At 54.9% G+C, this 13,020-nt stretch carries 9 protein-coding genes; 8 read left to right on the top strand and 1 reads right to left on the bottom strand.

All coding sequences use genetic code 11. The features are described 5' to 3' along the window. From NA78x_RS20495 to NA78x_RS20480, 4 genes are all read left to right on the top strand, one after another. Window positions 1-1,143: an ABC transporter permease gene (locus tag NA78x_RS20495; protein ID WP_425614238.1), complete on the top strand. Its 1,143-nt coding sequence runs from the start codon at window positions 1-3 to the stop codon at window positions 1,141-1,143. 34 nt (window positions 1,144-1,177) lie between these two features. Then, the gene (locus tag NA78x_RS20490; protein ID WP_425614237.1) at window positions 1,178-2,647 is read left to right on the top strand and encodes a TolC family protein; all 1,470 of its coding nucleotides are present in this window, start codon (window positions 1,178-1,180) and stop codon (window positions 2,645-2,647) included. 112 nt (window positions 2,648-2,759) lie between these two features. Then, window positions 2,760-3,119, top strand: a complete 360-nt coding sequence (locus NA78x_RS20485; protein WP_425614236.1) for a heavy-metal-associated domain-containing protein — start codon at window positions 2,760-2,762, stop codon at window positions 3,117-3,119. 78 nt (window positions 3,120-3,197) lie between these two features. After that, window positions 3,198-3,542 carry a hypothetical protein gene (locus NA78x_RS20480; protein ID WP_425614235.1) on the top strand — a complete coding sequence of 115 codons (345 nt, stop codon included), beginning with the start codon at window positions 3,198-3,200 and terminating at the stop codon, window positions 3,540-3,542. 282 nt (window positions 3,543-3,824) lie between these two features. Here NA78x_RS20480 and NA78x_RS20475 read toward each other — a convergent pair whose 3' ends face one another. Next, a complete protein-coding gene (locus NA78x_RS20475; RefSeq protein WP_425614234.1) occupies window positions 3,825-4,154 on the bottom strand; it encodes a YnfA family protein in 330 nt (109 codons plus the stop codon). A 60-nt stretch (window positions 4,155-4,214) separates the two neighbouring features. Here NA78x_RS20475 and NA78x_RS20470 point away from each other — a divergent pair, with 60 nt between their 5' ends. The 4 genes from NA78x_RS20470 (at window position 4,215) to NA78x_RS20455 (ending at window position 12,177) form a co-directional block, all read left to right on the top strand. After that, window positions 4,215-6,392: a heavy metal translocating P-type ATPase gene (locus tag NA78x_RS20470; protein WP_425614233.1), complete on the top strand. Its 2,178-nt coding sequence runs from the start codon at window positions 4,215-4,217 to the stop codon at window positions 6,390-6,392. A 596-nt stretch (window positions 6,393-6,988) separates the two neighbouring features. Beyond that, window positions 6,989-8,410, top strand: a complete 1,422-nt coding sequence (locus tag NA78x_RS20465) for an efflux RND transporter periplasmic adaptor subunit (protein ID WP_425614232.1) — start codon at window positions 6,989-6,991, stop codon at window positions 8,408-8,410. Between the two features lie 24 nt (window positions 8,411-8,434). After that, complete coding sequence (locus tag NA78x_RS20460; RefSeq protein ID WP_425614231.1) at window positions 8,435-11,641, top strand: efflux RND transporter permease subunit; 3,207 nt, start codon at window positions 8,435-8,437, stop codon at window positions 11,639-11,641. A gap of 119 nt (window positions 11,642-11,760) precedes the next feature. Next, window positions 11,761-12,177: a hypothetical protein gene (locus NA78x_RS20455; RefSeq protein ID WP_425614230.1), complete on the top strand. Its 417-nt coding sequence runs from the start codon at window positions 11,761-11,763 to the stop codon at window positions 12,175-12,177. Window positions 12,178-13,020: the final 843 nt, after the last annotated feature.

The following is a 13,020-nucleotide window of genomic DNA, read 5'->3' as shown; positions in this document are numbered from 1 at the left end:
ATGTTCAAATTCACCCCTTATGTGTTCAAGAGTCTGTGGCGACACCGCGGACGGACCATGCTGACCGTCACTGGTTCCGCCGTAGCCCTGTTCGTCTTTTGCTTTGTTGGTGCGGTACAACAAGGATTGGCGCGCCTGACGAGCAGCAAGGAAGCGGAACGCACGCTGGTGGTTTTCCAAGAAAACCGCTTCTGTCCAGCGAGCAGCAAGCTCCCTGAAGACTACGCTCGCACTGTTTCCAAGATGCCAGGCGTGAAAGACGTCGTCCCGATCAAGGTCTTTACCAACAACTGCCGCGCCAGTCTCGATGTCGTTGTATTTAACGGGCTGCCGCCCGAAAAGCTGCGGACCGCGCGCAAGCTGCAGTTGCAGGCTGGCAACTGGGCCGACTTCGATTCGCGGACCGATGCCGCAGTAGTCGGCCAGGCGATCGCGGCGCGGCGCAATTTGAAACCGGGAATGAAGTTCACCATTGGCGATGTCACGGTGTCCATCGTAGGTACGTTCAAATCAACGGTCGCTGCTGAAGACAACTTCATTTACACCCACCTCGACTTCCTGCAGCGGGCCCGCGGAAAATCGTCCGTGGGCACGGTAACGCAACTCGAAGTGCAACTTGCCGAAGGAACCAAGGCGGATGAAATCAGTCGCGCGATTGACGCCGAGTTCCGCAGCGGTCCGGTCGCAACGACAACTCGCTCGAAGGGTGTCTTTCAGCGCGACACGCTGGCGGACCTTGCCGAACTCATCGGCTTCGCACATTACTTGGGCTACGCCTGTGTGGGTTTGGTGTTGGCACTCGTTGCGACGACCACCGTTATGGCGGTACAAGATCGAATCAAAGAACATGCCGTACTGCAGACGCTAGGATTGCGGCCAGCTCGTATTTTCCGCCTGGTGCTCGCGGAAAGCGTTTTGCAGAGCATTGCGGGAGGTGTCCTCGGCATTGGCTGCGGAACTTTGCTGCTGTTTCTCGGCGGCTTCGCCATTGGCGCTGAGGGGGTAACGATTGCCTTTCAGCCCTCGCTGGAAGTGGCCACGCTGGGAGTTGTTGTCTCGGCGACTGTGGGTTTGCTCGCCGGGATCATTCCTGGTTGGCAAGCCGCTGGAACTGAAATTGTCAAAGCACTGCGTCATGCGTGATTCAGATCGCACTTCAGAAGCATGGAGGCTTCCGATGAATATTCGTTATGCCCTAGTCATCATCAGCGGGTTGATGCTCGCCCCGGGTGGAATTGGTGTTAGCCTCTGGGCGCAGTACCCTGTGCCGAAGCCACAACCGGCGCCGCAGTTGCAACTGCCGTCCCTGCCAGGGCTAGATAGCTATAACATTCGACCTCAACCGGCCCCAGGTCAGTACGTTCAGCCAGCGTCTGCCCGTCAACCGATTTCCCCGCCGCCTGCGCCGCTCCCTACTCCCATGCCAGTTGGGGAGCCTCTGCCACCGCCGCCTGGCATTCCACAGCCGGCGCAGGAGTTGACGTTGGAGATGTTGGAGTCCATTGCCCAGACGGAGAACCCGTCCATTGCGCGAGCCGCGTCTCTAGTCGAAGCAGCCAAAGGAAACTGGGTTCAAGTCGGTCTCGCTCCGAATCCAACGACCGGCTATGAAGGTCAGCAACTCGGCAGCGGCGGCAGGGCCGAGCAACAAGGGGTGTATGTCGAGCAAGAATTGGTTCGTGGCGGCAAGCTGCGGATCAATCGCGAAATTGCCGCGCAGGAAATCGGCCGAGCGAATCAGGAGTTGACAGCTCAATTGCAGCGAGTCACCACGGACGTGCGAATTTTGTTCTTTCAGGCTCTGATCGCGCAACAGCAGGAGCGACTTACGAATCAATTGGCCGCGAATGCTTCCCAAAATCTGACTGCTTCCGAGAATTTGCTCAAGCAGAAGGAAGTCGGCAAACTCGACGTCTTGCAAGCGCGACTGGAAGTACGCAACGTGCAAATTCTAGTCGTGAATGCTCGGAACCGGCGTGCTGCTGCCTGGCAAGGCCTGACTACTGTTGTGGGACGACCACATTGGCAGATGCAGAACCTGGTTGGAGATCTGGATTCCGTGCCGCAGCACACGTGGCATCAGTCATTAGAACGACTATTGGGAAGCAGTCCCGAAATCGCGATCGCCATGACCAACATCGAGCGCGCCCGCTGGCAAGCTGAGCGTGCTCGCATTGAGAAGACTCCAAATATCACCGTCCGCGGGATGGTGAACGTCATTGATAACGGCATCAACGGCGATCCCGATGGTACCGTTGCCATCGGCCTGCCTTTGCCGATTTGGAACCGCAACCAAGGAGCGCTCGTTCAGGCCCAGCATCAGGCAGCCGCTGCCGAACGTGCCCTTGAGCAACTGGAATTGAGTTTGCAGAATCGACTCGCGCCGGTCTTTGAGCGTTACTCGAACGCACTCAATCAGGTGAAGGAGTATCGCGAGAACATCCTGCCGGCAGCGCAAGAATCACTCGATCTCAGTCGTCAGCTGTATCAAGCTGGCGAAACGGGCTTTCTAAATTTGCTCACAGCCCAGCGAACGTATTCGCAAACAAACCTAGCCTACCTCGATGCTCTGCGAGATCTGCGAACCGCAGCGGCAGAAATTGAAGGGCTATTACTTTCCAATAGCTTGCAAGCAGGAGGCCCGTAAGCTGTGTTCATTCGCTAAAAACAGTCGGCCAATTGGTTCAGGTCCATGATGTTGTCCCGTTAGTTAAGGAAGGCTCGCGGGACTTATTAATCCCTTTCAGGAGAAGTTGAACATGTCGAATTTCGCCAACCGTCGTCTTTGCCTAGTCAGTGCTGCTGCCATGCTGCTATTCACCGGCGGATTAGTTTCTGCGCAGCAACCAGCTCCGCAGCAGGAGCAAATCTATACGGCGATTCTCAAGGTGCCGAGCATGTGCTGCGGTAAAGAATCGGGCCCAGCAATCGCCGAGATTTCTAAGATTCCAGGCGTGGTTAAGGTTGTACCCGATTACAAAACCCGAACCTTGACGATCATGCCGACGTCCAACGCTATTTCGCACCGAGCTATTTGGGAAGCTGCCGAACGGGCCAAAGTTCCACCAACTGAATTAGCAACCTTGGTTGGGGTCTACAAATCGAAGCCGCAGCGATAGACCTCGCCAAATTGTTCCGCGTGGCGACCCGGTTGTCGCCACGCGAGTTTTTAGCAATTCCACTCACCGGGTTCCCCCATGCGAATCAATCATCTCCACGAAACGATGCTCTTGCTCTCTGTGTCGGCAATCGCTGCCATGCTGGTTTGCTATGTCGATCCGTTTCATAGACCTCGACAAGCCGTTTTAATGGTGAGAGGCATGTGCTGCGACCAACGCGCCAGCGATGCGGCGAAGGAACTACGCGGAGTAGCGGGAGTCACCGCTACTAAACAATCCGTGTCGGAAGGTGAGATACAGATTACTGTTCATGGGGATGCGCCTGTGCTGCATTTGTCACTCTGGAATGCTGCCGAACGGGCGCGCGTTCGACCGGTCAAACTGATTGTGGATGGCCGCGTCATAGCGCAGCAAAATGACTAGGGAAGGCGCCAGTTCAACGCCGATGGCGAATACAGCCGCTAGCGGTGGCTACGAAAAAAACAAATCACGGAAGGGAGTCTCGATGCGTAACTTACTAAAGTTTTTGTTTGTCTGTGGTCTGATCTTGGGATCACTCATGCTGAGTGGCTGTGCTTCCGATTCCGGTACACTTGGCTGGAATCCCTTCAGCCGCGGCGGGAGCAGCGGCAGCAGTAGCGGTAGTTGCGGACCTGGGTGCAACCATTGAACTCGGCCATTTGGCACTACGCTCGGCAGGAGCGTTCATTGGCGTGGCGCGAAGATGATTACCGCCATGCCAGCCAGACAAAATGACACCCCGACGTAGTCGGCAAACGACGGTCGAATGCCGTCGACAAGCCATAGCCACACCAGCGCGACCGAAATATAAACACCTCCATACGCGGCATAGACACGACCGGTGGCCGTGGGATGCAGAGTGAGAAGGTAAGCGAAAATCGCTAGGCTGATCGAAGCAGGCATGAGAAGCCAGGGCGATTTGCCCTGCCGAAGCCACAGATAAGGCAAATAGCAACCGACGATTTCAGCGATCGCTGTAAACATGAAGAGTGCCGTAGTTGAAACGAATTGCATAGTGCGTTGCTCCTAACCGCAATGTCAAACCCGACCAACTTCGTTCGAAATAATTCTAACATGACTCGCTACTTCAAGATTCACGGGATGGACTGCGCCGAGGAAGTAGCTGTCCTCAAAAGCGATATTGGTCCGATCGTTGGCGGCGAACAATTCCTGACATTCGATGTTCTTAACGCTAGGATGGGCGTAACAGCTCCTGAGGAACAAGTAGCCACAGCAATCATCATTAAGGCAGTTGCTGGAACCGGCATGACCGCCGACGTTTGGCGGGAAGCGAAGGGCGACGAACCGGAAGCGAGTTTTTGGGCTCGCAACGGGCGCACGATATTCACGGTTGCTTCGGGCGTTCTCGGATTGTGTGGGCTTCTGATTCAGGTATTCGCCTCAGGCAGTATTACAGCCGCCCTCGGCTTCGCTCAGTCTCCACCAGTGACACCCGTGGGCGCTAAGGTATTCTTCGGCCTGAGCATCATCGCGGGCGTTTGGCATTTTTTGCCCAAAGCCTGGTTTTCACTCGTTCGGCTGAGGCCAGATATGAACCTGCTAATGACCGTGGCAGTGTCTGGAGCGGTCGCTATCGGCGAGTGGTCCGAAGCAGCGACCGTGGCATTTCTGTTCGCAGTTTCGCTGGCGCTGGAATCATGGAGCGTGGGGCGAGCTCGACGGGCGATCGCAGCGCTTATGGACCTAGCACCGCTAACGGTACGGATCGTCGATTCAGATAACGCCGAGCGGGAAGTGCCCCCAGACCAAGTCTCCATCGGTGCGGTCTTTCTCGTAAAACCCGGCGAGCGGATCGCTTTGGATGGCCAAGTCGAGCGAGGCAACAGCGATGTGAATCAGGCCTCGATCACCGGCGAAAGCGTGCCCGTCAACAAGACCCGCGGCAACGAAGTATACGCTGGTACCATTAATGGCGACGGGGCCCTGCACATCAAGTCCACCAAGATCGCCAGCGACACTACGCTGGCCCGCATTATCCGCATGGTCGGCGATGCGCAGTCAAAACGAGCAGCGTCGGAACAGTGGGTGGAGACGTTTGCCCGTTACTACACGCCAACAGTAATGATCGCTGCTTTGATTTTGCTGGTCGTTCCGCCGCTCTTGCTCGGCGGCCAATGGTCGGCATGGATATACAACTCGCTTGTGCTACTAGTGATCGCATGTCCCTGTGCGCTCGTAATCTCGACTCCTGTGAGCATCGTTGCTGCGATTGCTGCCGCCGCGCGTGCGGGTGTCCTCATCAAGAGTGGACTGTACGTGGAGATCCCCGCTCAGTTGAAAGCCATTGCTCTGGATAAAACAGGCACGCTGACAGAAGGTAAACCTGCTGTGGTTGAAGTGGTGCCGTTGAATGGGCATTCGGAGGAAGAGTTGTTGCAACGCGCTGCAGCGATGGAATCACACAGCGATCACCCACTGGCAGTCGCGATAATACGCTACGCCGCCGAAAAGAAAGTTGTCGCCGCAGCAGCAGAAGATTTTCAGATTCTGCAAGGCAAAGGTGCCACGGCCAAGTTCGAGGGTCGGCTATTTTGGTTGGGAAGCCATCGCTACTTGGAAGAACGCAAGCAAGAGACGCCCGAGATTCATGAGAAGCTTGAAGCAATGTCTAGCGCCGGTCGCTCTGTTGTTGTTGTTGGCAACGAGAAACACGTCTGCGGCTTGATCGCATTAGCTGATCAGCTACGTCCTGCTACTGCGCAGGTAATTACCGAGTTGCGCAGCCAAGGTATAGAGCATGTAATCATGCTGACCGGCGACAATCATGCGACAGCTTCGAAAATCGCGATTGCGACAGGCATCGACGAGTTCCGAGCCGAACTACTCCCCGCTGACAAGGTAAACGCAATTGAGGAACTGTTGAAGAAATACGGCCAGGTCGCCATGGTTGGCGATGGGGTCAATGACGCACCGGCGCTTGGGCGCGCAACACTCGGAATCGCGATGGGTGCGGTCGGCAGTGATGCTGCTATCGAAACTGCCGATGTGGCTCTGATGAGCGACGATCTGTCGAAGGTCGCTTGGCTGATCGGTCACTCGCGACGAGCAATGGCGATAATCCGCCAAAATATTTTCGCGTCACTGGCGATCAAAGTTCTTTTCGTCGTACTCACCTTTGCGGGATTTGCATCTCTCTGGGCCGCCATTGCTGCTGATGCAGGCGTTTCCATTCTTGTCGTGCTAAACGGCTTACGACTCTTGAACGGATCATCTGTGAAAAACGCGAGCTGATTCTCGGTATTGACTAAACCCCACTCCTGGCCAACAATTGAAAGTAAATCGTCCTCCTGTAGCTGCCCCTATGCCCTCTATCACCACTTTGCTTTCGATTGCCGCATTCAGTCTGCATATTCTGCTGGGCTGTGGCTGGCATTTTGCGCAAAGTGCCAGCGAAGTGCATGGTTCGCGTGTCCACTCTCATGCGCACCACGCGCCCTGCTCCGGTCACTCGAAACAGCAGCCTAACCATTCTCAGCCGGCGTCACCTGACAACTGTAGTGGCCCAAAGTGCGTCTTTTTGCATGCAGGACATGCCGAGATACCTTCCGCTAACGATGTAGCAGTCGTGCCAGCGACGACCGCCGACCAGATCGTTTGCGGGCAAGCGAATGCCGTCGTTCGTGGGCAATTTGAAGTCAATGTTTTTCAACCGCATGTGCGCAGGCATCTAGCGCTGCGCCATTTCTTGAACTGAGCCTTGCAGTCCAATCGGCCGTTCGATTTCAACTCTTTCGGCTGCATCTCCTTTGGATTTGTAACCCCTGTCGCGCGCATGCCATTCGTCGGCGCGATTTTTCAGTCAATGCTTTTTCGCAAGGGCGCGTTCTATGGCGCAAACAACTTCCCCGTCGCAATCAACGCCCGCTGCCTGGATTCGCTGGATACCGTTCGCGATCTTTGGGTTGATTGCGGTGGCGGCAATTGTGCTTTATCCACAGTGGGAACCAGCGGCTAGGCCTTGGCTCGCAAAAATTCTGCCGAGCGCTGCTGGTGAGGCGGGGCCGGTCGAGGGCAAGACGGAGGAAGCTGGTCACGCTTCTCACGGCAGCAACGATTCCATCGAACTCAGTCTGCAAGGCCGCAAGAACATCGGACTGACGGATGAGTTTATTAAGCCTGTAAAGTTGCAGGCGTTCACCAAGTCAATTCGCGTGCCAGGAATCGTCGTGGAGCGCCCAGGGAGATCCGTGATTGAAGTCACGGCTCCCTTCACGGGAGTCGTGACACGAATTTATCCAACCGAGGGCGAGGCCCTAGAACCTGGGCGCAAATTGTTCGACCTTCGACTGACTCATGAGGACTTGGTGCAGTCACAAGCCGATCTGCTTCAGACTGCGGCTGAGCAAGAAGTTACCGACAAGGAAATTGCACGACTGGACAAACTTGCTATCGACGGCACTATTCCCGGCAAACGTCTGCTCGAATTGAAATATGAAAAGGACAAGAGTGATGCCGTCCTCCGCGCTCGACGCCAAGCGCTGTTGTTGCACGGCCTGACAGAAGCGCAAGTAGATGGCATTGTGCAAAAGCGTGAATTGTTTAAGGAAATGACCGTTACGGTCGCGAATGTTTCCGCCAACGGAAAGCAAAGTCAGGCCGGGAATCTCTTTCAAGTGCAGGGCATCAAAGTCGCCCAGGGTCAACAGGTGGATGCCGGTGATACGCTCGCCATACTCGCGGATCACGCGGAGCTTTACATCGAAGGGGAAGCATTTGAGCGAGACGTAGCAGATCTCAACCGCGTGGCGGAGAGCCAGGCCCCCATCGCAGCCGTGTTGGAGACGGACGGTGACAAGGGCGAGGTAATTGAAAACCTGCGATTGCTGTACTTGTCAACAAAGATTGATCCCGCCAAAAGAACGCTCGATTTTTACGTTACTCTTCCGAATCAACCTCAGCGGGACTCCAAGTATGAAGATGGCCGCCGATTCATTGCCTGGAAGTACCGGCCCGGCCAACGCGTGCAGCTGGAGATCCCACTTCAAGTTCTTCCGAATCGAATAGTGCTGCCCATCGACGCTCTGGCCCAAGATGGCACGGAAACATACGTTTTCACACCGAACGGCAAAGGCTTTGAACGTCGCAGTGTGCATGTAGAGTATCGCGACCCCAGGCAGGTTGTAATCGCCAGTGATGGATCTGTCTTTCCAGGTGACATGGTCGCACTGACAGGTGCCCAGCAATTGCAGGTCGCAATCAAGAACAAATCAGGCGGCGCTCCCGATCCGCACGCCGGACATAGCCACTAACGCAGGAAGCGAAAACCTAGCCCCATGCTCAACTCAATTATCAAACTGTCGCTGCGTTATCGCTTGATTACGATTGCCCTGGCGATCGTGATTACGGTTTACGGCAGTTATGAAATGTACCAACTTCCGATCGACGTGTTTCCCGATTTGAATCGCCCCCGGGTAACGGTCATGACGGAAGCCCTGGGGCTTGCTCCGGAAGAGGTAGAAACCCTTATCACGTTTCCGTTGGAATCGTCATTGAATGGCGCAACCGGTGTACAAGCCGTACGCAGTTCCTCTGGTGTGGGTCTTTCGGTGATCTACGTCGAGTTTGCCTGGGGCACTGACATCTACGTCGATCGCCAAATTGTTGCCGAAAAATTGGCTCTGGCCGCCGACCGTTTGCCGAAAGGGGTGAAGCCGCAAATGGCTCCTATTTCGTCAATCATGGGGCAAGTAATCCAAATTGGCGTTACCAGCGAGGGAAACAAGACAGATCCGATCGAGGTCCGCACGCTCGCCGATTGGGTCATTCGGCAACGCCTGTTGACCATTCCTGGCGTCGCTCAAGTGATCACGATGGGGGGCGGCCGCAAACAATATCAGGTGTTGGCCAATCCCAGTGAAATGTTAAAGTACGACGTGACGCTTGAAGACATCGAGAAGGCGGTGGCCGGCAGCAACAGTAACGCAACTGGCGGCTATCTGGAAGAAGGCGGCCAAGAATTGCTCGTGCGCTCGATGGGCCGACTGCGCAACATCAAAGACATCGATAAAGTGGTTGTAAAAGCCGGCAATGACCGTTCCATCTTACTGAATCAGGTCGCCACTGTTCGCGAGGCTGCTCAAGTAAAGCGCGGCGACGCCGCGGTCGATAGTTCGCCGGCCGTGATGATCATCGTCTCCAAGCAACCTGGCGCTGACACTCGCCTGCTGACTACGAACGTCATCAACGCCTTGGCGGACTTGCGGCTTTCGCTGCCTCCTGATTTGAAGATCAATGCTGAAGTCTACCAGCAAAAAGAGTTCATCGACTTGAGCATCCACAATGTCATCGAGGCACTCGTTGTCGGAGGGGTGCTGGTAGTAATCATCTTATTCGTTTTTTTGCTCAATTTTCGCACAACATTTATTACACTGACTGCCATCCCACTTTCGATGGTCGTGACCGGCCTAATCTTCAAGTGGTTTGGTCTCTCGATCAACACAATGACCCTCGGCGGCTTGGCAGTGGCCATCGGCGAACTCGTAGATGATGCAATTGTCGATGTGGAAAACATCTATCGCCGCTTACGCGAAAACAAGCATAGTCCAAACCCAAAGTCGGCCCTGCGCGTTGTTTACGAAGCTAGCAGCGAAGTCCGCAATTCGATTGTCTTCAGCACTATTCTGGTCGTGCTGGTCTTCATTCCGCTGTTCGCGCTCGGCGGCATGGAAGGTCGATTGTTTACACCTCTTGGCGTTGCCTATATCGTCTCTATCATTGCTTCCCTCTTCGTGTCACTTACTGTCACCCCGGTTCTTTCTTATTGGTTGCTTCCGAACGCCAAATTCATGGACCACGAGCAAGATGGCCTACTTTTGCGAGTGCTCAAATGGGTCGCCGGTTTTGCTATTCGTATAAGCGTTAAATATCCTTGGCCGATTCTGGGGACAGTTGCCTTAGCCGTTATCGTCAGCATGATTACCGTGACGCAACTCGGCCGGGATTTTCTCCCTCCATTCAACGAAGGGAGCGTGCAAGTCAACGTGCTCCTCCCGCCGGGCACCTCTTTGGCCACTTCGGATCGAATTGCAAAGATGGTTGATGATCGAATAGGTAAAATAGACGGAGTGCTGGCCTATGGCCGCCGCACTGGCCGCGCAGAGTTGGATGAACACGCAGAAGGGGTGAACGTATCGGAGATCATCATCAGCTTCGATCCCAAGGCAAACCGGGGTCGCGAGGAAGTCTTGGCAGAGTTGCGCGAAGAGCTAACGCAAGTGCCCGGGGTGGTTGTCGCCGTCGAACAGCCGTTGGCGCACTTAATCTCACATATGCTCTCGGGAGTTAAGGCTCAGGTGGGTATCAAACTGTACGGCGAGGATCTAGAAGTACTGCGCCGCACCGCGGAGGAGATGAAGGCGGCAATGACCGATGTTGCGGGCGTGAAGGATTTGATGGTTGAGCAGCAGATCGAGATTCCCCAGTTGCAAATCGACCTGAATCGCGATCAACTCGCGCGCTACGGTCTGACGCCCGACTATGTCAATGAGTTTATCGAAACAGCGATGAACGGTAGAACCGTCTCCGAGATCGTGCTCGGCGAACGCAAGTTCGACTTGGTCGTGCGCCTCGACGACGAGCATCGGCAGAACTTGAATGAGATCGGACGTCTATCGCTCAACTTGCCGGCAGGTGGGCGCATTCAACTTAGCCAGGTGGCCACCATTCGCCGCGGCAGCGGTCCCAACACGATCAATCGCGAGAACGTGCGACGACGAATCATTATTCAGTGCAACACCGCCGATCGCGACCTTAACAGTGTGGTAATGGATATTCAAAAGAAACTGGCTCCAATTCAGGCACGTTTGGCGAAGGAGCACCCCGGCTATCTCATAGAGTACGGCGGTCAATTCGAGAGCCAGCGAAATGCAACTCGAATGATTGGACTCCTGAGCTTGATCTCGCTCGCAGCGATGTTCTTGGCACTTTATACGCTGTTCGGGTCCACGAATCTTGCCCTACAAGTGCTTTCCGCCTTGCCGATGGCAGCCATCGGAGCTGTCGCGGCGCTCGTCATCACCGGACAGTCTCTGACTGTAGCTAGTATGGTGGGTTTCATTTCGCTTTCCGGAATTGCTTCTCGCAACGGAATCTTGTTGATCGCGCATTATTTACATCTTGTAGAGCACGAAGGGGAACAGTTTACCCCGGAAATGATCGAGCGAGCAGGCAAAGAACGCCTTGCGCCGATGCTCATGACGGCACTGACCGCAGGCATTGCTCTAGTGCCTCTAGTCCTCGCAGCAGGCGAACCCGGCAAAGAAATTTTGTATCCGGTGGCGACGGTCATTATGGGGGGGCTGATCAGTTCGACCCTGCTCGACTTTTTTGTCCATCCGGCCCTCTTCTGGTGCTTTGGTCGCAAGGAAGCGGAGCAACATTTACACGATTCCGAAGAAGATGAACTCGATTTCGATGAGCACGCCGCACAAGTTTCTTCTGCCGCTCAGTTGCGCACAACTGGCGAATCGGTCCACACTTGATTTTCAGTTTTGTTACCCATTTTCAGGAATTTCCAATGATTCAGCGTTGTTTTCACCCAGTTTGGATGTTGGTATTTGGCCTAACACTTGCGTTGACGGGTTGCCCAGCGAAGCCTGCTATGCCGCCATCCGCCGGACCAAAGGTCGAGGCGCATGCCGAAGAAGGGCCTCACAAGGGGCATTTGATCGAATTGGGCGAAGAGGAGTTTCACGCGGAGTTGATCCATGATGACGCTGCTAAGTCAGTGGTTATCTATTTGCTAGGGGCAGATGCCAAAACTGCCGTCTCAATCCCAGACGCGGAGATCATGCTTAATTTGGTCGTCGCCGGGGAACCCATGCAAGCGAAGCTGACTGCTGAAAAGCAACCGGGCGACCCCGAAGGACAAGCCTCGAAATTTACAATTGTCGATGAGAAGATCCTCGAAGCTCTGGAAGCTCCGAAGACCACTGGTCGCCTCAACGTGACGATTGGTGGCAAGAGCTACAGCGGGAACGTCGAACATGAGGGCGATCACGGACACGATAAGAAGTAATGCCAATGGTGACCTCACGTTAAGGTAATTTTCAGCAATCCGGCCCTTGTTTACTTAGGCGAGAAATGGAGTTCTCGCTTTTTTACGCCGGGCTCGATTGGCCGCTAAATCGTTCGGGCAACGACCTCGCGCTATTCACGATTCGCCAGACTGCAGTGCGTCGCGCAGTTCTAACGAAACACCGTTAGACTTCACTTTCACAGTAGTGGCAGTGAGAGAAGATCTACTGCCTCGTGAGTGACAAATGAAGATTGACAACACAAAGCTTCGCTATGGCCACTACCGTGCTCCACCTTTCAGGTATGGTGAAAAGGTGGAATGCCTGGCCCGAGGGGAAGTCACGATCTGGGGGCAGTCTGATGGACGTATTCCTTGGCCAATTGGAAAGAAGGGTTCAGCACTTTCCTTAATTCTCTTCGGCGATCTCGCAAAGGCAGTTAGAAGTGAAGCAGCCGTTGCCGTTCGCTATTGGTGGGGTATAAGCACTCAGATAATTTGGAAGTGGCGAAATGCACTCGGTGTCACGCTGACAAATGGCGACCGGCAACTACGACAAGACTACATGACACCGAAGCGCAATCGTCGGATGACGGCGGCAGCCACCGCAGTCGCAGGTGCATCGGAACGTCGGCAGAAAATTGCGACGGCGAGACGCGGAAGGCAATGCCCGCCTGAAGTCATTGCGAAACTTCGCAAGGCCAATACTGGCAGAACCTTGCCGATCGCTGTGAGAACTAAGATGTCATTAGTGCACAAACTCCGAGGTACACATCCGCCGGCCGCGGGAGTGCCGTGGACTGCAGCTGAAATTGAATTGCTGCGCACGTTGTGCCCGTCTGAGGT

Origin of the sequence: Anatilimnocola aquadivae (assembly GCF_049819085.1) — a bacterium.
Taxonomy (GTDB): Bacteria; Planctomycetota; Planctomycetia; order Pirellulales; family Pirellulaceae; genus Anatilimnocola.
Note: the sequence above shows the minus strand (reverse complement) of the source record. Positions and strands in the feature narration are given on the sequence as shown.